This window comes from Pseudomonas sp. 8O (assembly GCF_902506495.1).
Classification (GTDB): domain Bacteria; phylum Pseudomonadota; class Gammaproteobacteria; order Pseudomonadales; family Pseudomonadaceae; genus Aquipseudomonas; species Aquipseudomonas chaetocerotis.
The window spans coordinates 857077-882464 of record NZ_LR733265.1 but is presented as its reverse complement, the minus strand read 5'-3'; the positions used below and the strand labels follow the sequence as shown (position 1 = coordinate 882464).

Genomic DNA, 25388 nt, shown 5'->3' with positions numbered 1-25388 from the left:
AAGCGCCTCCCGCAGGAGCCGTAGCCCGGATGCAATCCGGGGACTCTCTCCACCCAGCCCCGGATTGCATCCGGGCTACGAACTCCCGCCAACGACATCGCCATGAGCCGCACAGCCATCCTCTACACTTCTAGCTTCGTCGGCAGCGTCAGATTGTATAAGAGACAGAACTGATCCTGCCCGCCCCCGCCAAACTCAACCTGATGCTGCATATCCTCGGTCGCCGCGCCGACGGCTATCACGAGCTGCAGACCTTGTTTCAGTTTCTCGACCACGGCGACGAACTCGGTTTCAGCGTCCGTCAGGATGGCGAAATCCGTCTGTACACGCCCATCGAAGGCGTACCGCACGACAGCAACCTGATCGTGCGTGCCGCCAGAAGACTTCAGGAAGCCAGCGGCACTCAGCTCGGTGCCGATATCTGGCTGGACAAGCGCCTGCCCATGGGCGGCGGCATTGGTGGTGGCAGCTCGGATGCCGCCACCACCCTGCTCGGTCTCGACCACCTGTGGCACACCCAACTGGGTGAAGATCGCCTGGCGGAACTGGGCCTGGCCCTGGGTGCCGACGTACCGGTATTCGTACGCGGCCGCGCAGCCTTCGCCGAGGGCGTTGGCGAGCACCTGAGCCCGGTCGAACTCGACGAACCCTGGTTCCTCGTCGCAGTACCGCAAGTCTTTGTCAGCACTGCAGAAGTTTTCGGCTCGCCCGAGTTGACACGGGATACGCCGCCCATTAAAGTTCGCAGCCTTCTTGCGGGGGGTGGTCGAAACGACTGCCAGCCGGTCGTAGAGAAGCGTTACCCTGAAGTTCGTAACGCTTTGATCTTGTTGAACAAATTTGTTTCAGCTAGATTGACCGGCACTGGAGCTTGCATATTTGGGAGCTTCCCAAATCGGGACGATGCTGATAAAGTCGCCCGCCAACTTCCAGGCACTCTGCCGAGCTTTGTCGCTCAAGGTCGCAACATTTCGATGCTGCACCGCAGGCTCCAAGCATTGGCCAAGAAGTGAATGCTCAGCATTCGGTTATACGATACAGGGGCGTCGCCAAGCGGTAAGGCACCAGGTTTTGATCCTGGCATGCGTTGGTTCGAATCCAGCCGCCCCTGCCATAACCTCCTTCGGGAGGCATCGGGAACCGAGTCAACAAGCGTTCAACACAGAATATAGGGGCGTCGCCAAGCGGTAAGGCACCAGGTTTTGATCCTGGCATGCGTTGGTTCGAATCCAGCCGCCCCTGCCATTTTCCATACCCATCCAGGTATACCCCCAGCCGGCAGGTACTGCGCGTGTCCAAGATGATGGTCTTCACGGGGAACGCAAACCCCGATCTGGCGCGACGGATCGTTCGTCAGCTGCACATTCCCCTCGGCGATGCTTCGGTCGGTAAGTTCTCCGACGGCGAAGTCATGATCGAAATCAACGAGAACGTCCGCGGCAAGGACGTCTTCCTGATTCAGCCGACCTGTGCACCCACCAACGACAACCTGATGGAACTGGTAGTGATGGCCGACGCCTTCCGCCGTTCCTCGGCGACTCGCATCACTGCGGTCATCCCCTACTTCGGTTATGCCCGCCAGGATCGCCGTCCGCGTTCCGCGCGCGTGGCAATCAGCGCCAAAGTGGTTGCCGACATGCTCACCGTGGTCGGTATCGACCGCGTGCTGACCGTCGACCTGCACGCTGACCAGATTCAGGGCTTCTTCGACATTCCGGTGGACAACATCTACGGTTCCCCGGTCCTGGTCGACGACATCGAAGACCAGCGCTTCGACAACCTGATGATCGTCTCCCCCGATATCGGCGGCGTCGTTCGCGCCCGCGCCGTGGCCAAGAGCCTGGGCGTCGACCTGGCGATCATCGACAAGCGTCGCGAGAAGGCCAACCAGTCCGAAGTGATGCACATCATCGGTGACGTCGAAGGCCGTACCTGCATCCTGGTCGACGACATGGTCGACACCGCCGGTACCCTGTGCCACGCCGCCAAAGCGCTGAAAGAGCGCGGCGCCGCCAAGGTCTACGCCTACTGCACTCACCCGGTGCTGTCCGGCCGCGCCATCGAGAACATCGAGAATTCCGTCCTGGACGAGCTGGTGGTCACCAACACCATCCCGCTGTCCGCTGCGGCGCAGTCCTGCTCGCGTATTCGCCAGCTCGACATCGCCCCGGTCGTCGCCGAAGCGGTTCGCCGCATCAGCAACGAAGAATCGATCAGCGCCATGTTCCGCTAAGCGGAACTGGCGAGATCACACTGCCCCGCCTCGTGCGGGGCTTTTTGCCCTACCGCCCGAGGCTGGTCGCAAGCCACAAGGCGGTTTGGTTATTTTGGAGAAGTGAAATGACTGTTGAATTTGCCCTGAATGCCGAAGTGCGTTCCGACCTGGGGAAAGGTGCGAGCCGCCGCCTGCGTCGTAACGTGTCCATGGTGCCTGCCGTGATCTACGGTGGCGACAAAGACCCGCAATCGATCAGCCTGCTGGCCAAAGACCTGGCCAAGCTGCTGGAAAACGAAGCGGCTTTCAGCCACGTCCTGACCCTGGACGTTGCCGGCACCAAAGAAAGCGTCCTGATCAAGGCCCTGCAGCGCCATCCGGCCAAAGGCTTCGTCCTGCACGCTGACTTCCAGCGCGTCGTTGCCGGCCAGAAGCTGACCGCTCACGTACCGCTGCACTTCCTCAACGAAGCAACCTCCGTTGGCGTGAAGCAGCAAGGTGGCGAGATCTCCCACACCATCAGCGAAGTCGAAGTTTCCTGCCTGCCGAAAGACCTGCCGGAATTCATCGAAGTCGACATGGCTGCCGTAGAAGTTGGCCAGACTGTCCACATGTCCGACCTGAAGCTGCCGAAAGGCGTTGAGCTGGTTGCTCTGGCCCACGGTAACGACCTGGCTGTCTCCAACATTCACGCTTCGCGCGTGAAGGCTGAAGACGAAGAAGGCGCCGCCGAGTAATCGCAGCGCGGAACCCGCCCGGCAGGCGATCACGCCGGGCGATTTCCTCAAAAGGGCTCCTGTATGACTGCCGTACAACTGATCGTTGGCCTGGGTAACCCCGGCCCCGAATACGACCAGACCCGGCACAATGCAGGGGCCCTTTTCGTTGAGCGCGTGGCAGCCAGCCAGCGCGTCAACCTCTCTGTCGATCGCAAATATTTCGGCCTGGTGGGCAAGTTCAACCACCAGGGGCGCGAAGTTCGTCTGCTCATCCCCACCACCTACATGAACCGCAGCGGCCAGTCCGTGGCGGCCTTGGCCAATTTCTTCAAGATCAAACCCGAAGAAATCCTGGTGGCCCACGACGAACTCGACATGCCACCCGGCGTCGCCAAGCTCAAACAGGGCGGCGGCCACGGCGGGCACAACGGCCTGCGCGACATCATCGCCCAGCTCGGCAACCAGAATAACTTCCATCGCCTGCGGCTCGGCATCGGCCATCCAGGGCACGCCAGCCTGGTTTCCGGCTTCGTGCTCGGACGCGCCCCACGCAGCGAACAGGAACTGCTCGACAAGAGCATCGACTTCGCCTTGGACGTCCTGCCGGAAATACTCGCCGGCGACTGGACCGTGGCCATGCGCAAACTGCACAGCCAGAAGGCCACCCAGTAACCACCTTTACCCCGAGGGACACACCATGGGATTCAACTGCGGCATCGTCGGCCTGCCCAACGTCGGCAAGTCCACCCTGTTCAACGCCCTCACCAAATCCGGCATCGCGGCGGAGAACTTCCCCTTCTGCACCATCGAGCCGAACAGCGGCATCGTGCCCATGCCTGACCCGCGCCTGGATGCCCTGGCCGAGATCGTCAAGCCCGAGAAGGTCATCCCCACCACCATGGAATTCGTCGACATCGCCGGCCTGGTCGCGGGCGCGTCGAAAGGTGAAGGCCTGGGCAACAAGTTCCTCGCCAACATCCGCGAGACCGACGCCATCGCCCACGTGGTGCGCTGCTTCGAAGACGACAACGTCATCCACGTTGCCAACAGCGTCGACCCCAAGCGCGATATCGAGATCATCGACCTCGAACTGATCATGGCCGACCTCGACAGCAGCGAGAAGCAACTGCAGCGCGTTGCCCGTACCGCCAAGGGTGGCGACAAGGAATCCGTGGCGCAGAAGGCCCTGCTGGAAAAGCTCATCCCCCACCTCACCGAAGGCAAGCCGGCGCGCAGCCTGCTCAAGGACCTGGGTGACGACGAGAAGCGCCTGGCCAAGACCTTCCACCTGCTCACCACCAAACCGGTGATGTACATCGCCAACGTCGCCGAAGACGGCTTCGAGAACAACCCGCACCTCGACGTGGTCAACGCCATCGCCGAAGCGGAAGGCGCCATCGTCGTGCCGGTGTGCAACAAGATCGAAGCCGAGATCGCCGAACTGGACGATCTCGAAGAAATGCAGATGTTCCTCGAAACCATGGGCATGGAAGAGCCGGGTCTGAACCGCGTGATCCGCGCCGGTTACTCGCTGCTCAACCTGCAGACATACTTCACCGCTGGCGTGAAGGAAGTACGCGCCTGGACCGTCAAGGTCGGCGCCACCGCCCCGCAGTCGGCTGCAGCGATCCACACCGACTTCGAAAAAGGCTTCATCCGCGCCGAAGTCATCGCCTACAACGACTTCATCCAGTACAAGGGCGAAGCTGGCGCCAAGGAAGCCGGCAAATGGCGTCTGGAAGGCAAGGACTACATCGTCAAGGACGGCGACGTGATGCACTTCCGCTTTAACGTTTGATCGTTAGGAGCAGTGCATAGACAGAACCCCGCCAAGGCGGGGTTTTGTTGTTTTTGGGGTGAGGAATTCTCTAGTGTGACTGTCGTGAGCTGGGGATTATGAATCCGCTACGCCCTGCCCCGCTGGGCCAGAAAGGTCCATAAAACGGGCCCTCTAGCCCTTCCCCACACTGGCTAAGCCAGTCCTTTCCAGAAAATTTGACCTATGTAGTCACCATGGGGTTGCCTTGTACCATAAAGGCATTTTAGTATCAGGGTGCACAGGCGTTCCGCCTTGTATGTGACATTCGAGCTGAAAAACCCGAGTTGTTTGGCTGTTGTGATTAACAGCGATCTGGAAGGGCAACCTGACAGGTCATGTGGGGAGGCGGCGGCATAACAAGCTCAGTTTGCCGACAGCACTATCTCGGTGATTGGCCGTGCTCGTAGAGTAGAGGCAGACCTTCTTCGGGGTGGCTCGGACTTAACATCTCTACTCTATATCCCTCGCAAGAGGGCAGCCGGCCAATGTACTTATGGAAGAGCTTAAAGCACGCACAAAGGATGGCATTGATCCAATTCAGAACTTGGATAACCTTTGTGATGCCTTAGGTATTTCTCGCGAAGAACTAGATACAGCACTCTCACTGACTGATGAAGATCGTTACGTCGAGATTAAACTTCGTAAGAAAAATGGTTCTACTCGTATAGTTTACAACCCCCATCCCAAATTAAGGCGTATTCAGCGCCGTATCAAGAACCGCATCCTATCTTCTCAAATTATTTACCCGCATTATCTTTATGGCTCCTTATCGGATAAAGAGAACCCTAGAGATTATATCCGCTGTGCTGCCGTACACTGCGGCGCCAAAACAGTATTGAAGGTAGATATACGCAATTTTTTTGACAACATCTCCCGCGATTTAGTTTTTGAAGTATTCAAAACCATACTTCACTATCCTCCAGAGGTTTCAGATACTCTCGCAAACCTTTGCACTCGCTGTGGAGTAGTTCCCCAAGGTGCCTCCACTTCAAGCTTCATTGCTAACCTTTGTCTTCTAGATGAGCATGATCTTGTTAGAAAGCTTAGCTATGACAGCTTACGGTACACACGACTCATAGACGATATAACCATATCATCAAAAACCCCAAACAAAGATTTAGAAAAGTGGATGCGCGTCCTTAAGCGCATGATTGAAGACTCTGACTTTGAGCTAAATGAGGAGAAGTCTGGCATTGAGCACGTCGCTCTCAATGCCTTCTCTGTCCATGGACTTCGAATTAATCGATCAACCCCCGGCCTAACCCGGGAAGAAGTAAGAAAAATTAGATCAGATGTTCATAATTTAAAAAATAAAGCCTCAGAACCCAATGCCAGAGTTAGCTTCGAATATCGCCGCCTCTTTGAAAGCGTTTCTGGCAAAGTTAACAAGCTCAAACGTGTAAACCACCCACGCTATAATATCTTAAGAAAACAAATGAGAGATATTCTTCCTCTGCCATCGAAGAAAGATATTAAAAGATGCCAGATAATGCTTGCAACTCTTGTCCGCGACCACGCAAATCACAATTCAAGCTACCTCTATAAGGTTCGTCATGCCAGGCTTCGACATAGACTTGGGATTTTACGTCGAATATATCACCACGAAGCGGCAGCAATGCGTCAAACATTACGTGGATTAGAGCCCAATTTCTCCGATGATACTTAACATAGCGGTCGGCGCTGTTTGCGCAATTCTTACCACGGGCTTTATCCTTGCCGCTTTCCCGGCATTCGATGTGCTATCAAAAGCAAACTTAGAGTTTTGCTTCACCTCCGGCTGTTTCAGTAATGCAGCTCTTATATTCTCAGAGTCGATTGATATTATAAAAAACTCATCCTTAATCGCAGCTTATACAGCCGCAATGTCCGGATCATATATAGGATTAAAAACATTTAACCAAACCATCAACCGCGACAACTACACACGACACTCCAGCAATCTGTCATCATTTAAGACTGCCATTGAAGAAATAGTAAAGTCCTCAAACATATCCAAAGAATGCTTAAACACCAATAAACTCTATAAACTAATTTACCCCAACTCTGAGCTTGGAGACATTTCCATATCCAAATCTTACGCACAGACCATTAGAAAAATACAGTCTTGTGTAGAACTAACCAGCTCCCTCTACGGCTCAGGAAACGCTTCTTCACAAGGTGTCAGGCCAGAACATGAAACGGAGATGCTACAGCTCTTTGAACTTCTTGGCGTAACAGTTCAAGAACCTGATCTACAGCGCATTGTAGAAATAGAGCTAAATGTATTCACTTTCCTAGACAAAGTGAATGCTACTCTTACGGGCATTCCTGAAAAGCTTTCTGATTCCCGAAGAGACTATACTGTAGCCTTTAGAACTCGAAGGTAGCCCCCAGAATTACCACCTCAATTCTAAATTTACTCTTACATCTGCATCTTTATTATTTTTTATTTCACTTCCATCCCAGTAAGAATTTTTATTCCATTCCTCACCAAATCTCTTCATAGCTCTTGCGCGAAAATTTGAGCACTCCATTTGAGTCCACTTCATATCATGTGGATTGCAAGAAGGATGCTGAATGAAAATACTATTGAATGTTCTGATATATGTCCCCCAATCGACTGGGGGCATTCCTTTCGGATGCACGTAGTACGCCGAAGACTCTTCATTCTTCGTTTGTGCATTTGTTCTTTGAGACACTGGAGTTTTTGGAGTTGCGATGACTTTAGGCTGCTCCCTTGCTGGCTCAGCGCTCCAGCTTTTGGGCTCAGCCTTGCCATTCACTACGAAGGCTTCCTTCAACTTCTGAAGGTCTATCGTCACTCCCCATCCCGTTGAATAGAGGTACATCATCCCGCTTGAGAGCAAAGCTGAAACGGCTATTGCTGCCGCATACGGTCGCCACCTTGCATGGCTGACTTTTCTTTGCGGCCGATCGTGGATATCTACCTTCACTCCCCCTCCTTGGCATCTCTTCGGGCGTACCAGCGCCTAGCTACTTCCTGTGTGATCGCTATCCCGCGTTTGGATTGGCCAAGTTTCGGTTGGCTTCGTCGAATTCGGGGCTGGTCTGGCCTATCTCCGGCGCGATCTCGCCGCTGACCATCCACCAGCGATAGCTCGGATACAGAGCACCTAGGGCTTCTATCTCATCCGTGCTGATCCGCACGTCCTTGTTATAGAGCACCGTCCTCCATCGATTCGAGCCTATCGGCGTTTCTCTTACGAGCCGATCCATGCCAGCCATAGAGGCAACCGTTCTAACGCGCTCGTTTATTGTGCCCATTTCGTATAAGTATTTTGATCAAATAGTTTGAATTTTGAGAAAGCAATTCATATGCTTTGTTCAAATATTTTGACTCAAGTATCTGAGTCGAACGTTTGGACGAGTATAGGGCAAAAGCTATGGAACAGTCTGGTGTAGTGGGGCTTTCGATTTCGGGAGACGCCCAACGCGTAACGGATTTCCGCGACGCACCGTTCTGCACGAAATACGTGCTGGCTCAGCTCCTGGGCATGGAGCAAATCACCGAAGACGTGGTGCGCGGCTGGATCGAAAGCCACGCCCTGCCGACTGTGAAAATCGGCCGTCACCGCGTCATCAACCTGCACCGCATCCGCCGCGACCTCGACCGAGGCAAAACCATCTTCTGCGCGGGGGATTACAGCGATGACTAATCAGGTGCCCGCCCATGAATCCCTCCCAGTACCTGCTATCGCACCACAAGGATTGCGGCTGCCAGAGCTGCTTTGCCCGCAATCCGCAGGGCAAGACGTTCGCCTTTCGCCGTCACCCGCACGCCGACAACTGCGACTGCTCTGTCTGCTGGTTAAACCGAAACTGGCAACCGCCCAAGCCCGCCGCCTCCCCGTCCACACCATGCACCGACTGCCGCCCCGCACAATGGCGCATGGTCGATGGGCGGAACTGTGTGACAGCTGCCTCGTACTGCGAGAAACACAAGCCGTCGCCCCGTCCGCCGAAGTATTGGTTCGTTGTGAGCGACACCGGCAAACCCACGCCCTTCGTGCCCCTGCGCGAACCGTTCGAACTGGTGGGGTGAGCGCATGATCACTGACTTGATCAACTTTATGCAGGCCACCCTAGAAACGCTGGCGGTGTTTCTATTTCAGGTTATCTACCTCGGCGTTCTGGTTTTCCTTTGCGTTGGCATCGTCGCTTTGCTCTGCCTGCCGCTGATCATCGCGTACTGCAAGTATCTGGATCGCAAAGAGGCCGCCAAGAAGTCGCCTCCGGCGTCCGTGACTGGCCACCCCGGTCTGCCAGACCGAACAGCGCAATCACCGCCAGTCGCGGGCGACGGTGGCGAAACGGGATGACAAGGGCACGGCCCTTGGTGTTAACGAACTAACAGGCTGCACAAGCGGCAACTGAAACCCCGGCAAGTCGAGAACCACCCTCGGGCAAAAACGAAAGTTTGCCCGTGCGGGATCGCTCGGCCTGCTGAAAGGCAAAACCGCGCAATAACGCGCAACTAAGCGAGGAAACACAAATGGCACGTTCGACTATGGAAGTTGCATTTCTCGGCACTCAGAAACTGGCGTTCAACCAAAACGGCACCGACGTAAAAATCGTCAAGGTGTTTTACGGCGATGAGCCAGACGGCATCACCGAAAACGGCCTGTCCATTGTGAGCATGGATGTGCCTGCCGACGTTGCAGATGAGGTGTTCGCCTCTGGCGCCCAATTTGCCCCGCTCGAAACGGTCCGCATCACCTTCGAAGTGGCGCGTGCTGGCAAGCAGAAGGGTAACAACCTGGCTGTGCATATCGAGGCGGTGAATCCGAAAGGCCAGGCCGCCAAGCCTGCCGCCCCGCAAGGCACCCAGCAACAGCCCAAACCGGCTGACGCTCCCAAGGCCTAACCCCAGGCCATCGCCATGCTGATTCACGGCCGCGTCCTCTGTGACCTGTGCTTGGCCAACATGGGCCAAGTCTATGGCCAGCCTGCTGACTCCAGCGGCTGGGCGGCTGACTTCGGCATGGCTCCCGACTACGCCGTCTGCCCTGACTGCAAGGCCCTGGCTGAGCAAGAAGAAGACGGCGCAGCGCTCACGGACACAACGCAATAGGTGCCGGTATGGGATCGCTCGAAAGCTACCTCGCCAACGTCACCCTGGGTGATCTGTGGGCCCTGCAATTCCTTCAAGGGATGGTCTATCTGGCCGCCCTTGGCCTCATTCACGGGCACCAGAGGTAATGGGCAATGGCATTCACCTGGGGGCAATACCTCGTTATCGCTGGGCTCTTCATCGGCTCTCTCGGGATCGGCGTCGCCTGGGGTGCTTTCCGGCTTGGCTGGAAAGAAATCATTGACGCATCAACCAACTGAGGAAACTCACCATGTACCAAAGCAAGAAAGAAGTCGCCATCCGTGGCGCACAGGCTGAGCAAGGCGATACCAGTGTCGGTAAAGCACTGGGCGCCAAAGCGGCTGCCACCTTCACCGTTGCCGCTGCTGGCATGACTGCCGGTGCTGCCAATGCGGCCATCACCGTTCCGCCGGAACTGCTCGGGGTCTTCACCGATCTGGCCACTGCCTTCGGCACCCTGGTTGCCGCTGGTGCGGTGCTGTTCGGTGTCATCCGCGGCACCCTGGCCCTGTTCAAGATTGCCAGCCGCGTGTTCAGCGCAGCGGGCGCCTAAGTCACCCACTACGGCCCCGCTTCGGCGGGGCTTTCCTTTTGGAGCCTGACAAATGTTCAACGCCGCGCTTTTCCGTTTGCTCGCGCTTCGCGGCGTCTGCGTGCTCCTGCTTTCCTCGCTGGCCTCCCTGGCTCAAGCGTATTGCTTCACCGCCTACCAAGGGCAACTCAGTTTCAGCGCTTCCGGCTCAAGCAATGCAACTGCTATGACTGTATGTAGGCAGCTTATTGATGCTGGAGGTCGTCCACATAGCGATAGCTATGGCGCTTTGGGCGGCGTGAATGCTGGTGGCGGGGGTTGCTATTACTATCCGGGCGGAACTTTCGACACCTTCGGCAACTGGGTCAGAGCCGGCACGCCTGAGACCATGTGCGAAGCCCCGCCTCCTGTTGATTGCTCCGACACTGCGGGCAACGTCATCACCCGCGCTCAGGTCTGCCAGTACGTTGCAGCCCTGAAAACCTACGTCTGCGATGACCAGATTCAAGAAGGTGGCTGCCTCTACACCGGCGCCGCCAACAAAAAGTGCTTTGCCGACCTGACCACGGGGCAAGGCATCTGCACCACTGACTTTTACGGCTCCGGTCAGCCTGCTGGTGAAGGTGTCGAAGAGTGCACCGAAGAATCCTGCACCCCACCCCGTGATCCAGAGGTGCCACCCGCTGAAGAACAATGCATCACCAATGGCAACGTCACCGTCTGCCATAACCCGCAAAAGCCCGGTTGTGGCTCGGTTAACGGTGTTGAGGGCTGCTTTCAGGAGGAACCCGGCTGCGGCTACTTCAACGGCGTCTACAACTGCTATGGCTCCGACAAACCGCAGAACAACTGCGGTTACTTCAACGGCAAATACACCTGCAGCGATCCGAACGACCCGACCAAGATCATCCCGGAAACCTCGCCTGATCACCCCAAGAACGGCGGCAACGCCGATGGCAACGAAAACAACGACCCGACCGCCCCAGGCCAGACTGGCAATGGCAGTCCGCAAGGCTCCGACCAAGGCGCAACCAACGAAGCCATTGGCAAGCTGGGCGATGAACTCGGCGGCAAGCTCGATGAAACCAACGGTCTGTTAGGCGCTATCAAGGGTGTGCTTGATGGCATTGCCGATGGCATCGAAGAACTGCTCGGCGGTGAATACGACGGCTCAGGCGATGGCGAAAACGGCGCTATTGGCGGTGAAGCAAGCGGCCAGGGCAGCGAGTTGGGTGACCAGATTAGCGACTTCACCGAACAGATGATCACCGAGCGTGAAGCCGAAGCTAAAAGCGACCTCGAAGACAAAATACCGGAGTTGGTATCAGGTAAAGGCGGCATGTTCGACCCTGACGGCGTCGCTATCCAAACCCTCGACTTCCTGAACCAAGTGCTGCCCTCTCACCTGGGCTGCGCTGACTACACCATCAGCTTTCGGCTCGGTAAATACGACGCCGATTTCATCATGCCTGTCTGCGAACTCAGCCGGGTAAAGCCCCTGCTTGAGTACGTCATTTGGCTGATCACTGTCATCGGTCTCTGGAAAATCCTCTACTCGGGCCTGCGCCTTGAGGACGCCAAAGCCAGCAAAGGAGGCTACTAAACATGGGTTGGATTCTCGGCTGGCTCAAGCGCTTCTTCCCCAACCTGTTCAGCCGTGCAGGCGCCTTCATTGTCGGCTTCGTCGGTCCACTGATCGCCCCGGTCATGACCTTCCTGGCCTCGTTCTTCAAGAAGACTCTTATCTTCTTCCTGATCGTGGCCGCCGTGCATCTGGCCGTCGAAGTGTTCGTCAAAGCCATCGCCTTGCTGCTGGAACAGATTGCCGGGAGCGCACCGGGGCAGTTCTTCGAAGTGGGCCGGATGCTGATGCCAAGCAACCTGTCCTACTGCGTCTCTCTGCTGGTGCTGGCCAAGCTCAAATCGCTGGTCTTCTACTGGGTGCACCGCTTCTCCGAACAGTTCATTCACACCTGAGTCCCTGCCATGGCCGTGTATATCGTCACCGGCAAGCTAGGGTCAGGCAAAACCCTGCTGCTGGTTCAAAAAATCCTCGACTACCTCAAGTCTGGCCGTCGCGTCGCCGTAAACATCGACGTGCGCATGAACCGCCTGTGCAAGCCCGGTAATCGTCATTCCCGCGTCGTGCGCCTGCCGGACCTGCCCAGCGCTGATGACCTGATCGGCCTGGGCTACGGTTGGGAAACCTACGATGAAGAGAAATTTGGCGGCATCTTCCTGGATGAAGCCGGTGTCTGGCTCAACTCCCGCGACTGGAACCAAGGCGGCCGCTCCGACCTGCTGAAATTCTTCCTGTTCCTGCGTAAACGCCGCTGGGACCTCTGGCTATGCGTCCAGAACGTCAACGTCATCGACAAGCAAGTCCGCGAATCCATCGCTGAACACGTCGTCTACCTGAACCGCTGGGACCGGATGAAAGCACCGGTCTTCATCCGCTGGCCGCTGCGCCTGCTCACCCTCGGTATCTGGAGTGGCCGCCTGCCGAAACTGCATCAGGCCATCGTCAAGTACGGCCCCAAGTTCAACTCGCCCAAGGTCGAAGACTGGTTCTATCGCGGCGAAGACTTCTACAGCTTCTACGACACCACCCAGGAATACGACAAAGGCTACGACAAAGGCTCGTATTCCATGCTCCCGCCCGGCTACTGGCGCCGCCCACTGCCTCCCGCCACGCGCGATATGGGGTTCTTCATGCGTACCACCAAAATCTTCTTCCGCCGTACTCGCGTGCTCAACGCCTTTGCCCTCGGCGCCCTTTTCGCCCTGGTGATCAGCGTGCCCGTGTTCGGTGCCCTGGCCTACGCCAATCGCGCACCGGCTCAGCCCAGCGCGCCCCTGCAAGCCTCAGCCAAGCCATCCAACACCCTGGCCGCTGAGTTCAAGGATTACCGCATCGCCACATACGGCCAACTGGCTGGGCGAACTCTCTACGTCTTCCGCTCGCCCGATGGCCAGCGCATCAACACCGATGACCTGAGTGTTCGCGACATCGTGGTGAAAGACCGTGGTCCCCGTGAAGCCCTGTTGGTTCGCGGTGACGAATACATTTCCCTCTACAGGTGATCCGCCATGATTGATCGTTCGGATAAGTCCTTTGCCCTGTTCTTCCTGCTGCCGATGCTGCTCTTCCTGGTACTCACGGCACCGGCCAAATCAGCCGAACGCATCGAGCTGTATGACGCCACCTTGCAAGACTTCGTTGAGTGGTCGTCACAGATGCTCAACAAGTCCGTGGTAGTCGGCTCGGATATCCGCAGTGCGCCTATCAGCATCTTCGCCACCTACAGCAACGATGCTGAGCTAGAAGCCCTGATTGGTAACGCCGTCGCGTCATCTGGCTTTCACCTCACGTCACGCGGCAATACGCTGCTGATCAGCGCGCAGCCCGTACCCGAACCGCTGGAACTCAAAACCCGCGTCTTCCAGCTCCAGCACCTGCAAGCCGACTTCGCCTATCAATCCATCCTCGACGTACTGCGGGCACAAACCGAGCGCAACGAAAGCGGTATGCCGTCGCTGATGGCTACACCCTCACCGACTTCAAACGCCGTCATCGTCACCGCCACACAGCAGCAGCTCGATACGGTCGAAAGCCTGCTCGGGGAAATCGACAAACCACGTCGCCAAGTCGTCATCACCGCCGTTGTGGCTGAGCTGGCCGACAACGACTTCGAAGCCCTCGGCCTCAATATCGGTGCCAAGAATGACCGAACCGACCTGGGTGGCATCAGCCTGCGCGGCTCCGACAAGTCCGACCTGGGATTCAGCCTCACCTTCAACGGGCCAACCCTGTCGGCCTTCCTGCAGGCGGTCAAAGTCAGCGGCAACAACCGCATCCTCTCAACGCCCCAGCTGCTCACCCTCAACCGGGAAGCTGCCTCCATCGTCGTCGGCCAGAACGTCCCGTTCATCACCGGGCAAACCACCAGTGGATCTACGCCGGCCTCTGATCCCTTTCAAACCATCGTCCGCCAGGATGTGGGTGTCTCACTCGATGTAACGCCCTTCATCACGCCATCAGGGGCTATCGAACTCAGCGTCAATCAATCCGCCTCGACCGTCTCTGATGATCGCAGTGCTGCCGACATCATCACCAACACCCGCCGCATCACCACCAAGGTCCAGTTGCCCGATGGCGGGGGCGTGCTCCTGGGTGGTCTCCGATCAGAGCAACGGGACAAATCCGTCTCCCGTGTGCCCTTCCTCTCCGATATCCCCGTGATCGGCCACGCCTTCCGCTCCACCTCCGTCCGCACCCGTGGAACGAACCTCGTTGTACTGCTCACCGCAGCCATACACACCGAGGAAAGAGGGGTAGCTGTTCCTGATGCAGTAAGTCCGCTGGTTCCGCACGCGGTCGAGCAGGCGCGCGGGCACTTCGGCGCAGCCGGTGGGACCGCGCGCCTAGCCGACCGCTAGGCGCGCTGACGTCCCTGTAGCACGTCAGATAAACCGATTTTAGTAACCACGTTACACCAGAGAGATACAGAGAATGAGCGCACCAAAGGACTACTACCGCATTGATATCGAAACCGGGAAAGAGAACCCGAATAGTCGTCTGTTCTGTGATCCTCGGGCGGGTGGTTTCGTGGATCTGTCCAACGTCCGAATCCTTGCCTGTAGCGTCGATACCGTCCGCCAGTTGTATCGCGGCCTGATCCGCCCGGAAATCATGAGCCTGTTCGAGAAGCCCGGCACCATCGTCGATTTCGCTGGCCAGCGCTGGCACTCGGGTCGCGTCAGCAAGGATTCTGGTTATCAGTACAAGCTTCAGAACGCAGACCTCGGCATCATCCTGCTGGTCAAAAACTTCAACGCCAAAATCGAGAACATCGGCCCCCACCTGAAAATCGAGGTATCTCCGCATGCTATCGACCAGTTCTGCCCCGAGCGCCTGCAGGAACGTCTGGATTACTACGCCAGCCACGTACTGACGAACGTCGAACGCAACCAATGCGCGGTCCACCTCGCGCTAGACCTGCAGGGCTGGCAACCGCCCGCCGATCTGGTCGCCCGCATGCACTGCCGTGCCCGCTCAGCCCGTGATATCTCCGGCATCAAGGAAATCCAGTGGACCCTGGAGTCTGCCACCTACGGCAAAGGCCAGTCGTACCTGTTCGGCTCTGCTGGTGGCGTCCAGCTCGGTATCTACAACAAAACCGAACAGGCCCGCTCCATCGACAAGCTCGACTATTGGGAAAACGTCTGGAAGCGTCGCGACAGCTTCGACGAAGGCGACCCGGACAACTACGACCCCGAGCAAGACGTGTGGCGCGTAGAGCTGCGTTATCACCACTCTGTCATCCAGCAATTCGCCTCTGGCTCGTTCGACCTGCAGAGCGGCGAAACCATCGAAACCAACAGCTACGCCGCCTTCGCACCGCACCTAGACGGCCTGTGGCGCTATGGCCTGCGCCAATTCAAGCTGCTGGCTCGCCCTGGCTACTTTGAGCCCATTTGGACGCTGATCCGTGACGATGTGCGCGTCGATCTGCCGGTGGATTCCCTGGTGGACGAAACCGAGTACAAGCGCCAATACAAGACCTCGCGGGGCTTCTCCGGCAAGAACGTGGAACTGTTCCTGGGAAACTTCGTAAGCCTGCTGGCACGGGAGCGAGTGGGCGCTAGAAAGGCTTTCTATCGGCTCAAGGATTGGGAGTGCTGGCCGGTGATCCGCGACCACTATGCCGCCAAGGGCATGGACGAAGACGGGCTGTATAAGCACATCAAAGGCATCCTGGAGGAACGCCATGTGCGTTGGGGGCGTGCTGTATGACGGCCAGGAAAGACGGCAACACCTGGACCGCTGACTTCTACGAAAACGGTCGCTCGGGTCGTCGTATTCGCAAGAAGGGTTTCAAGACCAAGGCCGCAGCCCAGCGCTATGAATCGGAGTTCTTCGCCAGTCTCAACGCTACCGGCCGGCCGCTCGATGATCGCCTGTCCGATCTGGTGACGCTCTGGCATGACCTGCACGGCTGCTCGCTCAAGGATGCCAAGCATCGTCTTGCTCGTACCCTCGCCACTGTCGAACGCCTCGGCAATCCGATGGCCTCCAACTTCGATGCCCTCGCCTGGGCACGCTATCGCCAGACACGCCTCAAGGACGTCAGCCCGCACACCGTCAACCATGAACAGCGTTACCTGTCGGCGGTCTTCTCCGAACTGATCCGCCTGGGTGCCTGGGTCGGCAACAACCCACTGGCCAAGGTTCGTCAGATCAAGACAGATCAGACCGAGCTGACGTTTCTGACCCTGCAACAGGTCGAACAACTGCTGGAAGAGTGCAAGCGCTCGACCAACAACCATACCTACCCGGTTGCGCTGATCTGCTTGGCCACAGGTGCCCGATGGGACGAAGCGGAATCCCTGTCACGGGGTGCCCTGTTCGGCGGTAAGGCCCACTTTCACCGGACCAAAAACCGTCAGTCCCGGTCGGTGCCGATCCCCAAAGAGGTCGAAGAGATTGCGTTAAAGGTGGGGATGCCGGGGAATGGTCGGCTGTTCATGCCCTGCCGGTCTGCATTCCGATCTGCTTACCAGCGTTGCGGCTTCCACACACCTGGCCAGATGACCCACATCCTCCGGCACACCTTCGCAAGCCATTACATGATGGGCGGTGGTGACATCCTGGGTCTGCAACGCATCCTCGGGCACTCGACCATAACGATGACCATGCGCTATGCACACCTGTCGCCTGATCATCTGGAGTCGGCGCTTAGGCTCTCCCCTCTCACACAGTCAGGCCATCTCCATGCGAATTAACCTTCTTTATCTGCTACTGTTTGCGCTTATTTCAGCATTAGCAGGGACGTTAATAGTGCTCAGCGCAATAGGGTTTACTCCCTTCGACTACTACCTACTATTGGCCTGCACAATAGGCTCTGTGGCTGGCAGCTTCGCCCAAGCAATTGCAGCCACTATTCATCCTGATAGCCCTCCTAACAAAGAAGGCATCATGAAAATAGCCTCGCCTGAGTTACGTGAGGTCAGAGGGGTATGGCTTACCCTTCGCCTATTTCTCGGCGCGATTCTGGGTTTTGTATTCGGGCTTTACTTTGTCGGCACTCTTCACCAAACCGGGGCTGTATTTGCCAAGATTTGGGGCCTTTCATTCATTGTGGGCTATGCAGCCCCCAAAATCTGGCAGGTTCAAGAGGCAGCTCTACTCGCTCGCTTGCGAGACGGCTCAGTTGACAAGTAGTCGTGGCGTAGTCACTTCGTAGTCACTACCCCAGAAACGACAAAGGGCTAGCCGAAGCTAACCCTTTGATAAATATGGTGGCTACACCGGGACTTGAACCTGGGACATCAGCATTATGAATGCTGCGCTCTAACCAACTGAGCTATGTAGCCAACGGCGCGCATTGTCCGCGTCTCGCCTACCGCTGTCAACCCCAGATCATCGATAAATTTACGTTTTATCAAGCGGTTAGGCTGTGGCGCCTGGGCAGGCTCCAGGCTGCTACCTGGACGACAGAACCGCCGGCCGTTAGCTGAGATCCCAGGCAAACATGACCAATTGGCAATGCTTGCAGACGAATTTGTAAAACGCCGAGTCGCCACCCGGTTGGTAGCCTCTGGTTGCCCACTCCCAGTCTTGCTCTGCCTGCTCGTAATCCTGCATCCATTGCTGCTTGGTCGCAGCGCTCGCCTGGCGCACGTCCTCCACGGTGGCATCGCCATGAAACTCGCAAGCATCATTGCAGTGCGCCAGCCAAGTCGCGCCCTGCCAGGAAAAGTAGCCTGGCGTGCGAAGGTCGATTTCTTCGATGACGGAGTCGGCCACTCCCGATTCGGCCAATGCGTGATGTTCGATGAAGGAGGCCTCGAAACGCTTGGCTGCACTGCCATCGGCAATGCACCACGGGCAAAGCCGGTCTCTCAGCTCCTCCCTGGAATAGACCGAGGCCGCGTAGATATAACCCCGCGCCAGCCCACAGCAACGACAAAGCGCATCGCTGGCCTTTATGGCGCCAGTAGCCAGAGGGTCCTTGTGATAGGGAAAGTGAGGCAGCTCGGTATCCATGTGAACTCCTTTTTTACGATCAAGCGTCATGTTGCGCGCATGACAGGACTGCTCCCGAGTGATCAACGATACCTGGTTCAACCAATCACTGGCAGCCAGGCAAGTCGGTTGCCGGAAGTTGCGCGCATTGCAGCAGCCCGAACGGTGCTTGCGGGGCTGTCGGGCGATGCCGGAAAATCCGCCTCCAGAAGGCTGCAGCGCCGCCGCGCGCTTGCCCATGAACCGGGAGAACACCTTGAGAGCGAGAGACGACTTCGACGATCTGCGGGCGGAGCGCGACATGCCGACGCATTACCGACACGAACCCAACCGCTACGCCGGGCTATGGAAGCAGATCGCGATTGGTATCGTCGTCGGCTACAGCGTGCTGGGCGTCATCAGTGCGGTTGCCTGGCTGCTTGTCGCCCAGCTTGCGCTGAGCAATCTGTCGATCACCCTGCCCTAACGCCCGCACCATTGCCCTTCACAGGGCACACCATCGTTGTCGCCGTCCATCTTGGTGCCGGGGCAGTTGCGCAGAAAGAAGGTGGCTTCGGCGCAGGAGGTCATCTGCGAGCAGTGAACTCGGCCATCGCAACGATACTGCTTGCTGGCGACCTGGGCTGCGGGTTGGCTGATCGAGGGTGAGGGGCGCAGACTGTCCAGCGAGAAGGTGGACGAACCTGGCTGGGTGACCACCGGATTGTCCATCACCGAGCCATCGCTGGCGATGTTGCTGATCACCGGACTACCGGGCTTGCTCAGATAGAACTGCCAGAAAGCGGCGCCCAACAGCAGGATGATGATCAGTTTCTTCATTGCACAGTCCCTTGCCCGGTTTACGTGATAGCCAGTATCGGCTTGCCGAGCCGACAGCGCCAGGGGCGTGCATTGGCACTTGCCATCCCCTGCCCGCCTGTTCATCCTGCCCCATTGTTTATCCTGCGAGCCCTGTCATGACGCCCATCCAGAATATCGGCCTGGCGCTATTCGTGTTGCTTTCCATCGGTTTCGCCCTCGGCCACAAGACCGAATGCGGCGATGGCCGCGTGGTAGAAACCTTTTTGGCCAAAGGGCTGGCGTCGCAGTTGCTGGGGCATGATCTTTGCCAGCAACCCTGAACACCCTTCATTAAGGAATGATGTGATGAAAACGTTCGCCTTGCTTGTCAGCGTTGGCCTTCTCGGCGCTTGCGCCAACCTGGGCTCGCAACCGCCGGTGCCGGTCACCTCTCCCGTGGTGAAGGCGTTCCGCGACATCTGCCTGCAGACGGCGCCGAGCTTTGCCGAGGCGCATCGCATCGCGCGCCAGCATGGCATCACCGAGATGACCGATATGGGCTTCGCCACCGTCGGCTTCAATGCGGACAAGAGCCTGAGCATTCAGGTCAAGGTCAGCCACGAATGCGTGGTGACCAGCGAGGCGCAGGAGGATGACAGCCTGACTCGCCAGTTGCTCAGCGCGGCGGCGATCAACGCCGGCACCACGGTGCCGCGCAAGGTGCCGGTGAAGATGATGATCGCCGGGCAGCCGTTCATCCTGATGCATGATCGTGAAGGCGGTGAGGCCTTCGTGATGCTGAAGCCGGAGTGAAAGAACTAGCATCCCCTCCCCCGAGCCACGTTCGACGGGGGTGGCCGGCAGACTTACGGCGTTTTCAGCCCTCTCACCCAACCCCTCTCCCATAAATGGGAGAGGGGAGCAAAGCGCGCAGGACGTTCTGTGAACAGCGTTACGCTAATCAGGGGTATTTTCAGGCGCTCTTGCCTGGCCGCGTTGCCAGCAGCAGGCCGCCGAAGATCATCGCGGCACCCAGCCAGTGATAGAGCTGCAGGCTCTCGTTCAGCAGCACCCACCCCAACAACGCGGTGAATACCGGCATCAGGTAGTTGGTCAGCGCCGCCTTGGCCGCGCCGATCACGCGGATGCCGTGGTTCCAGGCCAGGTAGGCCAGCAGCGAGGCGAACACGGCAGTGTAGGCGACAGCCGATAGGTTGGCGGCGTTGAGCGCCAGATGCGCGCCCTGGCTCAGTTCGTATAGATAGAAGGGCAGAATCAGCGGTACGCCCAGCAGGATGAACACGCCCAGCAATGCCAGCGGCGGGATCGGCTGCAGGTAAGCAGCCCAGCGCCGCAGCAGCAGCGAGTACAACGCCCAGTCGACCACCGCCAGTAGCATGATCAGGTCGCCCTGATTGAACGACAGGCTGGCCAGGCGGCTCCATTGCCCCTGGCTGATCAGCACCGCCAGGCCCATCACCGCCACCAGCATGCCCCACCAGGCGCGGCGTGCCGGCCATTCATTGAGCAGCAGCCCGGCGCCGATGAATGTCACCAGCGGCAGGCAGGTATTGACCAGCGAGATGTTGATGGCTGCCGTGGTCTGCGCCGCGCTGTAGAGCAGCGAGTTGTAGCCGGCGATACCCAGCCCGCCGAGCACCAGCAGACGCCAGCCGGCAGTGCGCACTGCCACACGATGACGCCACAGCGGCATGGCGACGAAAGGCAGCAACAGTGCCAGGGCCAGGCACCAGCGCCAGAACGACAGGGTGAACGGGGCGATCTCGCCCGCGAAGGCGCGCGCCACCAGGGCATTGCCGGACCAGCAAAGGTTGGCCAGCAACAGGCCGAACAGCGCCAGCGGGCGCGAATGATTGAGTGCGGTCATAGGGCGAGCGCCGCACCAGTGGCGCGACATTTATCCGTGTGGAGGTTGGCCGGCTGTGCGCGGTCACCGAGCGGGCAGTGCTGAGCGATCATTGCGTAGCTTCCGAATCAGGCGGCTTTGCACCATACGGAGGCACGCAATGCTTGGCAAGGTGGCGGACTGTAGGGTGCACCGTGCGCACCAACTCTGCAGTGACACCATCATGGCTAAGACTGCATGGATGCAGGAGGTAGAGCGAAGCAGGATGCCCGAACCGAAAGCCACTCCCACGAATCGGCCGGAGCCAAACCGCGGGAGGCGCTTCAGCGGCGAGCGTTGCAGTATCTCGGCATATCTCGGCGTATTCGGTGCGCGCGGCGCACCCTACGCTGCGCAAACCGCGCGAGATCCCGTAGGGTGCGCCGTGCGCACCAACCCAACGGCGTCCGCGCATGGGTGCATTTTGCGAGTATGAGGGCCGAATAGCGCGTCATTCCCGGTGCGCACCGCGCACCCTACGGTCATCAACGCTGACTGCGGCGACGCAGCGGACGACTCAGCAGCCAGAGAATCAGCAGCACGCCGGCCAGGATCACCGCGCTGGCGCCCCATTGCATCGGCCCGGCCAGGCGGAACAGCTCGGTCGGATGCAGGCTGGGCGCGCGGATCATGCGCGCTTCGGCTGCCGCACCCGTGGTGGGAATATCGGCCAGGCCGTCGCCATCGAGATCCGGCAGGCTGCGGATATGGTCGAGCAGCACCTGCCATTCCTTGAGTTCCTGCACGCCTTCCCTATCCGGGTCCTGGTCGATAATGGCGTCTTCGATACGCGGCAGCGGGCGGCCCTCGGCATCCTTGGGGATGACGTCGAGCAGGCCCTTGGTCAGGTCCGGCACCAGCCAGGTGAAGCTGCCGACGTAGCTGGTGGCGCCGATGCTGTAGAGGCGTGTGTCGTTCAGGTCCAGGTCACGGTAGTCACCTTGCGGATCGCCGATTTCGATGCGGCTGACGCGGTCGAACGGCACACGCCAGGGGTTGTAGGTGAAACGCACGCCGGAAACGCGCGGGTAATAGCTCTGGCTGTCGCGCAGCTGATAGGCGAGCAGCAGCACTTCGAGCAACGACTTGATTTCGCGCGCGCTGATGTAGGCCTTGATCATCGGGTAACCCGGTTCGTCGTCGAACTGGCCGATACCCAGCGGGGCGATGCGAAACAGGTCGGAGACATCCTGCACGCCATTACGCCCCTTGAGCAGGTCATCGCGGATGGTGCCGTTGCCGGTGAACGCAAGGTCGGCATCGACCGCATGACGCAGCGCATCGGTGACCAGGTTGGCCAGGGTCTGATCGGTGAAATCACGGCCCAGGCTCTGGTCGACCCTGGCCAGCGGCTGGTCGAAGCGGTAGCCCCTGGGCGCCAGCATGCGCTCGCTGACCACCTGCTTGAAGTCTTCGACCCTGGCAGTGATGGTCGCGTCGCCGACGATGCTGTCGTTGACCGCATGCAGGCGATAGTCACGCACACGCGGCACGCCGTCTTCACCCAGGCTCATGCGCAGCTCGCCAAGGTACTGGATTTCCGAGCCGGCCTGCACCACCGGGGTACGCCCATTAACCAGCACCGGCTGCGGCAGTGCCACATGCGAATGGCCGCCGACGACGATATCGATGCCCGGCACCTGCTCGACCAGTTCCACTTCCTCGCCGCGCCAGCTGCCATCAGCCTGCTGGGTGACGCCCATGTGCGAGAGCAGGATGACCACCTCGGCGCCCTCCTCGCGCAGCTTGGCCACCGTTTCCCTGGCGGTGGCGACCGGGTCGGCGAAGGTCACCGGCTTGATCATCGGGCTGACCGCCACGGCGTTGTTGCCAAGCAGACCGAACAGGCCGAAACGAATGCCGCCGCGCTCAATCAGCTTGTACGGCAAGATGCGCCCGGCCTCAGCATGCGCCTGCAGGCTATCGTCGGCCTTGCTCGCGGCATCGAAACGCATGTTGCTCGACAGCAGCGGCAGCAGCGCGTCGCCCTTGGCCCTGTGCGCCGCGCTGATCATCGCGGCAAGGCCGGCGGGGCGGAAGTCGAATTCGTGGTTGCCGATCACCGCGGCGTCATAGCCCAGTTCGGTCATCAGGCGCAGTTCGCTGCCCATCTCGCGGGCGATGGTGTGAAACAGCGTGCCCATGGTGAAGTCGCCGCCGTCGAGCAACAGCAGAGGTTCTTCGCCGGCTGCTGCGCGGCGTTCATTCAATAAGGTGGCAAGCCGGGCGACGCCGCCGACGGTGTCGTCATCGTTCACCGTCGCCGGGCTGTATTCATTGTTGGGGCCGAAACCGAGCAGGCGCGACTGCCAGTCGTTGCTGTGCAGGATGGTGAAATGGCGCTCAGCGGCGACCAGCGGCGCCGCACTCAGCAGGCCGGCAAGCAGGAGGGAGAGGAGCAGGCGCATGGACGATCCTTGACGATGACTGCGCACAGTATGGAGCAGGCCATGACGCCAGGCAGCGACCAATCGAGACGCAGGTTGTCGCCAATCGAGTCAGACTTTAATTGCCCCAGGTCAGCCCCAAGCCAGACGGCGAGACTAAGCTGTAATCAGGACTGCGAAGTGGAGAAGCGCCATGGACCACTATCACCTGATGCTGATGCTGCTGATCGGTGGCTTTCTGCTGCTGGGAGTCGGCTTCAATTTTCGCGAGCACGAATGGGGCGTACGCGTGCTGGGTTTGGGCGTATTGCTGATGCTGGTGCCGATTGCATTGCGGGTGCATCTGGCGTTGGCGTGAAGCCGCTCTTGTAGGAGCCAGCTTGCTGGCGATCCGCTTGACGCATCGCTGGCAAGCCAGCTCCTACACGTAATGTGGTTTTCGCGGCCACTAAAGGTGGCAACGCAGAATACCGGCCTTCAGGCAGTGCGCCGCGTAACCCACCAAGCGGTTGACGACGCCACGCCGAAGGTGGGTTCAGGTAACAGCCCCATGACTCCCTACTACTTCCAGCGCTCGGCTGCGCTCTGGTCGCTGCAGCGGCCTTCGACCCAGCGCGGGCCTTCGCGGGTGTCTTCCTTCTTCCAGAACGGCGCGCGGGTCTTCAGGTAATCCATGATGAAGTTGCAGGCATCGAACGCGGCTTGTCGATGGGCGCTGCTGGTGCCGACGAAGACGATGGGCTCGCCCGGCTCCAGACGACCGATGCGGTGGATAATCTCGATGCCCAACAGCGGCCAGCGCTCACGCGCCTGATCGGCGATCTTGGCCAGGGCCTTTTCGGTCATACCGGGGAAGTGTTCGAGGAACATACCGCCGACTTCGCGGCCGTCATTGAAGTCGCGCACGTAGCCGACGAAGGTGACCACCGCGCCAATGCCAAGGTTGGCGGCATGCAGGGCGTTGAGCTCGGTGCCGGGGTCGAAGGGTTGGGCTTGGACGCGGATGGTCATGCGATGTGTCCGTTCGGTAGGGCTTTGGAGCGGTGGGCTAAAGCGGAACGCCGCCCGGCCCACCCTACGGTGTCACTAATCTGTGGGAGGGGCTTCAGCCGCGACAACGAACGCGGAGCAGCGGCTGACAGCAGCATCAACCACCGGTAACGGTGGGGAAGAAGGCGACTTCATCGCCTTCGGCCAGCGGTTCGTCGAGGCTGCACAGTTCCTGGTTGCGCGCGCACATCAGGTTCTGCTCGCCCAGCACTTCCCATTCGCCGCCACGGGCGACCAGGTGCAGGCGCAGGTCGTCGAGGGTGGCGAAATCGCCGCTGAGTTGTTCGTCGTCACGGCCCAGCGCTTCGCGGTAGCGGGCGAAATACTGCACGCGGATCATGCTTGTTCCTCCAGCTTGTAGTGACCGCTCTTGCCGCCGAGTTTTTCCAGTAGGCGTACCTGTTCGATGACCATGCCGCGATCCACGGCCTTGCACATGTCATAGATGGTCAGCGCGGCGACGCTGGCGGCCGTCAGTGCTTCCATCTCGACACCGGTTTGCCCGGACAGTTTGCAACGGGCAGTGATATGCACGGTGTCGTCACCCTCTGCACTCAGCTCGACCTTGACGCCGGTGAGCATCAGCGGATGACAAAGAGGGATCAGATCGCTGGTCTTCTTCGCGGCCTGGATGCCGGCGATACGCGCCACGGCAAACACATCGCCCTTGGGATGCTCACCGGCGACGATCATCTGCAGGGTGGCAGGCAACATGCGCACGCGCGCTTCGGCAGTGGCTTCGCGGAAGGTGGTCGCCTTGTCAGTGACGTCGACCATGTGCGCGCGGCCTTGGGAATCGAGGTGAGTCAGCACGGGAAAGCTCCAGACGGGAATCGATCGATTGTAAACCTGCAGGTCA

Annotated in this window: 33 protein-coding genes and 3 tRNA genes; 26 read left to right on the top strand and 10 right to left on the bottom strand. The window is 58.8% G+C overall.

Translation table 11 applies throughout. The features are described from left to right. Positions 1–170: 170 nt before the first annotated feature. The 9 genes from ispE to GV002_RS17530 all read left to right on the top strand — a co-directional run bounded on the left by ispE (position 171) and on the right by GV002_RS17530 (position 7119). Positions 171–1013, top strand: a complete 843-nt coding sequence (gene ispE / locus GV002_RS17570; RefSeq protein ID WP_160020195.1) for a 4-(cytidine 5'-diphospho)-2-C-methyl-D-erythritol kinase — start codon at positions 171–173, stop codon at positions 1011–1013. Positions 1014–1039: 26 nt separating this feature from the next. After that, positions 1040–1114, top strand: a tRNA-Gln gene (locus tag GV002_RS17565). Positions 1115–1170: 56 nt separating this feature from the next. Continuing rightward, positions 1171–1245, top strand: a tRNA-Gln gene (locus GV002_RS17560). A 46-nt stretch (positions 1246–1291) separates the two neighbouring features. Next, positions 1292–2233 (top strand): ribose-phosphate pyrophosphokinase, encoded by a 942-nt coding sequence (locus GV002_RS17555; protein ID WP_003244667.1) that lies wholly within the window; start codon positions 1292–1294, stop codon positions 2231–2233. Positions 2234–2340: 107 nt separating this feature from the next. Further along, complete coding sequence (locus GV002_RS17550; protein WP_160019598.1) at positions 2341–2952, top strand: 50S ribosomal protein L25/general stress protein Ctc; 612 nt, start codon at positions 2341–2343, stop codon at positions 2950–2952. Positions 2953–3015: 63 nt separating this feature from the next. Further along, entirely contained in the window at positions 3016–3606 is a 591-nt protein-coding gene (gene pth / locus GV002_RS17545) for an aminoacyl-tRNA hydrolase (RefSeq protein WP_160019597.1), read from the top strand. Positions 3607–3631: 25 nt separating this feature from the next. After that, the gene (ychF, locus tag GV002_RS17540; protein WP_055983750.1) at positions 3632–4732 is read left to right on the top strand and encodes a redox-regulated ATPase YchF; all 1101 of its coding nucleotides are present in this window, start codon (positions 3632–3634) and stop codon (positions 4730–4732) included. A 514-nt stretch (positions 4733–5246) separates the two neighbouring features. After that, positions 5247–6419 (top strand): reverse transcriptase family protein, encoded by a 1173-nt coding sequence (locus tag GV002_RS17535; protein WP_160019596.1) that lies wholly within the window; start codon positions 5247–5249, stop codon positions 6417–6419. Further along, entirely contained in the window at positions 6409–7119 is a 711-nt protein-coding gene (locus tag GV002_RS17530) for a retron Ec48 family effector membrane protein (protein WP_150608279.1), read from the top strand. Before GV002_RS17535 ends, GV002_RS17530 begins: the two co-directional genes overlap by 11 nt. A 9-nt stretch (positions 7120–7128) precedes the next feature. Here GV002_RS17530 and GV002_RS17525 read toward each other — a convergent pair whose 3' ends face one another. Both GV002_RS17525 and GV002_RS24470 read right to left on the bottom strand, forming a co-directional pair. Next, positions 7129–7686: a hypothetical protein gene (locus tag GV002_RS17525; RefSeq protein ID WP_160019595.1), complete on the bottom strand. Its 558-nt coding sequence runs from the start codon at positions 7684–7686 to the stop codon at positions 7129–7131. A 58-nt stretch (positions 7687–7744) separates the two neighbouring features. After that, the gene (locus GV002_RS24470) at positions 7745–7918 is read right to left on the bottom strand and encodes a hypothetical protein (protein WP_306109748.1); all 174 of its coding nucleotides are present in this window, start codon (positions 7916–7918) and stop codon (positions 7745–7747) included. Positions 7919–8136: 218 nt separating this feature from the next. Here GV002_RS24470 and GV002_RS17515 point away from each other — a divergent pair, with 218 nt between their 5' ends. From GV002_RS17515 to GV002_RS17460, 13 genes are all read left to right on the top strand, one after another. Beyond that, a complete protein-coding gene (locus GV002_RS17515; protein ID WP_150608273.1) occupies positions 8137–8409 on the top strand; it encodes a helix-turn-helix domain-containing protein in 273 nt (90 codons plus the stop codon). 14 nt (positions 8410–8423) lie between these two features. After that, positions 8424–8795, top strand: coding sequence for a lysogeny maintenance protein PflM (locus tag GV002_RS17510; protein WP_160019594.1), 372 nt, complete (start codon positions 8424–8426; stop codon positions 8793–8795). A 4-nt stretch (positions 8796–8799) separates the two neighbouring features. Further along, the gene (locus GV002_RS17505; protein WP_160019593.1) at positions 8800–9072 is read left to right on the top strand and encodes a hypothetical protein; all 273 of its coding nucleotides are present in this window, start codon (positions 8800–8802) and stop codon (positions 9070–9072) included. 173 nt (positions 9073–9245) lie between these two features. Continuing rightward, complete coding sequence (locus GV002_RS17500; protein WP_160019592.1) at positions 9246–9617, top strand: hypothetical protein; 372 nt, start codon at positions 9246–9248, stop codon at positions 9615–9617. 341 nt (positions 9618–9958) lie between these two features. Next, complete coding sequence (locus GV002_RS24370) at positions 9959–10084, top strand: hypothetical protein (protein ID WP_256667125.1); 126 nt, start codon at positions 9959–9961, stop codon at positions 10082–10084. Between the two features lie 11 nt (positions 10085–10095). Then, complete coding sequence (locus GV002_RS17495) at positions 10096–10398, top strand: hypothetical protein (RefSeq protein WP_160019591.1); 303 nt, start codon at positions 10096–10098, stop codon at positions 10396–10398. A gap of 52 nt (positions 10399–10450) precedes the next feature. After that, on the top strand, positions 10451–11980 hold the full coding sequence (locus GV002_RS17490) for a hypothetical protein (protein WP_160019590.1): 1530 nt from the start codon (positions 10451–10453) through the stop codon (positions 11978–11980). A gap of 2 nt (positions 11981–11982) precedes the next feature. Continuing rightward, on the top strand, positions 11983–12354 hold the full coding sequence (locus GV002_RS17485) for a hypothetical protein (RefSeq protein ID WP_160019589.1): 372 nt from the start codon (positions 11983–11985) through the stop codon (positions 12352–12354). 9 nt (positions 12355–12363) lie between these two features. Further along, a complete protein-coding gene (locus GV002_RS17480; protein WP_160019588.1) occupies positions 12364–13461 on the top strand; it encodes a zonular occludens toxin domain-containing protein in 1098 nt (365 codons plus the stop codon). Positions 13462–13467: 6 nt separating this feature from the next. Then, entirely contained in the window at positions 13468–14817 is a 1350-nt protein-coding gene (locus tag GV002_RS17475) for a secretin N-terminal domain-containing protein (protein ID WP_256667124.1), read from the top strand. Between the two features lie 73 nt (positions 14818–14890). Continuing rightward, entirely contained in the window at positions 14891–16174 is a 1284-nt protein-coding gene (locus GV002_RS17470; protein WP_160019587.1) for a hypothetical protein, read from the top strand. Then, complete coding sequence (locus GV002_RS17465; protein WP_160019586.1) at positions 16171–17163, top strand: tyrosine-type recombinase/integrase; 993 nt, start codon at positions 16171–16173, stop codon at positions 17161–17163. Before GV002_RS17470 ends, GV002_RS17465 begins: the two co-directional genes overlap by 4 nt. Next, the gene (locus tag GV002_RS17460; protein ID WP_160019585.1) at positions 17153–17602 is read left to right on the top strand and encodes a hypothetical protein; all 450 of its coding nucleotides are present in this window, start codon (positions 17153–17155) and stop codon (positions 17600–17602) included. Before GV002_RS17465 ends, GV002_RS17460 begins: the two co-directional genes overlap by 11 nt. Before the next feature lie 75 nt (positions 17603–17677). On the opposite strand, the gene GV002_RS17455 is transcribed toward GV002_RS17460, so the two are convergent. Both GV002_RS17455 and GV002_RS17450 read right to left on the bottom strand, forming a co-directional pair. Further along, positions 17678–17754 (bottom strand) — tRNA-Met (locus tag GV002_RS17455). Between the two features lie 136 nt (positions 17755–17890). Continuing rightward, entirely contained in the window at positions 17891–18427 is a 537-nt protein-coding gene (locus tag GV002_RS17450; RefSeq protein WP_160019584.1) for a CbrC family protein, read from the bottom strand. A gap of 217 nt (positions 18428–18644) precedes the next feature. On the opposite strand from GV002_RS17450, the gene GV002_RS17445 reads away from it, so the two are divergent. Then, entirely contained in the window at positions 18645–18872 is a 228-nt protein-coding gene (locus tag GV002_RS17445; RefSeq protein ID WP_160020193.1) for a hypothetical protein, read from the top strand. Here GV002_RS17445 and GV002_RS17440 read toward each other — a convergent pair. Beyond that, the gene (locus tag GV002_RS17440) at positions 18869–19225 is read right to left on the bottom strand and encodes an excalibur calcium-binding domain-containing protein (RefSeq protein WP_160019583.1); all 357 of its coding nucleotides are present in this window, start codon (positions 19223–19225) and stop codon (positions 18869–18871) included. The genes GV002_RS17445 and GV002_RS17440 overlap by 4 nt on opposite strands. Before the next feature lie 137 nt (positions 19226–19362). On the opposite strand from GV002_RS17440, the gene GV002_RS24170 reads away from it, so the two are divergent. Together GV002_RS24170 and GV002_RS17435 are read left to right on the top strand one after the other, a co-directional pair. Continuing rightward, complete coding sequence (locus GV002_RS24170; RefSeq protein WP_178094719.1) at positions 19363–19527, top strand: hypothetical protein; 165 nt, start codon at positions 19363–19365, stop codon at positions 19525–19527. A gap of 25 nt (positions 19528–19552) precedes the next feature. Further along, on the top strand, positions 19553–19999 hold the full coding sequence (locus GV002_RS17435; protein ID WP_160019582.1) for a hypothetical protein: 447 nt from the start codon (positions 19553–19555) through the stop codon (positions 19997–19999). A gap of 160 nt (positions 20000–20159) precedes the next feature. Here GV002_RS17435 and GV002_RS17430 read toward each other — a convergent pair whose 3' ends face one another. Together GV002_RS17430 and GV002_RS17425 are read right to left on the bottom strand one after the other, a co-directional pair. Then, positions 20160–21074, bottom strand: a complete 915-nt coding sequence (locus GV002_RS17430) for a DMT family transporter (RefSeq protein ID WP_160019581.1) — start codon at positions 21072–21074, stop codon at positions 20160–20162. 503 nt (positions 21075–21577) lie between these two features. Beyond that, the gene (locus GV002_RS17425) at positions 21578–23500 is read right to left on the bottom strand and encodes a bifunctional metallophosphatase/5'-nucleotidase (RefSeq protein ID WP_160019580.1); all 1923 of its coding nucleotides are present in this window, start codon (positions 23498–23500) and stop codon (positions 21578–21580) included. Positions 23501–23672: 172 nt separating this feature from the next. Here GV002_RS17425 and GV002_RS24165 point away from each other — a divergent pair, with 172 nt between their 5' ends. Further along, positions 23673–23837: a hypothetical protein gene (locus GV002_RS24165; protein ID WP_003459472.1), complete on the top strand. Its 165-nt coding sequence runs from the start codon at positions 23673–23675 to the stop codon at positions 23835–23837. Between the two features lie 203 nt (positions 23838–24040). Here the strand turns inward: GV002_RS24165 and moaE are convergent, their stop codons facing one another. The 3 genes from moaE to moaC form a co-directional block, all read right to left on the bottom strand. Then, a complete protein-coding gene (gene moaE, locus GV002_RS17420; RefSeq protein WP_160019579.1) occupies positions 24041–24490 on the bottom strand; it encodes a molybdopterin synthase catalytic subunit MoaE in 450 nt (149 codons plus the stop codon). Between the two features lie 136 nt (positions 24491–24626). Continuing rightward, positions 24627–24869 carry a MoaD/ThiS family protein gene (locus GV002_RS17415; protein WP_003459467.1) on the bottom strand — a complete coding sequence of 81 codons (243 nt, stop codon included), beginning with the start codon at positions 24867–24869 and terminating at the stop codon, positions 24627–24629. After that, positions 24866–25342: a cyclic pyranopterin monophosphate synthase MoaC gene (moaC, locus tag GV002_RS17410; RefSeq protein WP_013714224.1), complete on the bottom strand. Its 477-nt coding sequence runs from the start codon at positions 25340–25342 to the stop codon at positions 24866–24868. The genes GV002_RS17415 and moaC overlap by 4 nt, the downstream gene beginning before the upstream one ends. Positions 25343–25388 lie beyond the last annotated feature (46 nt).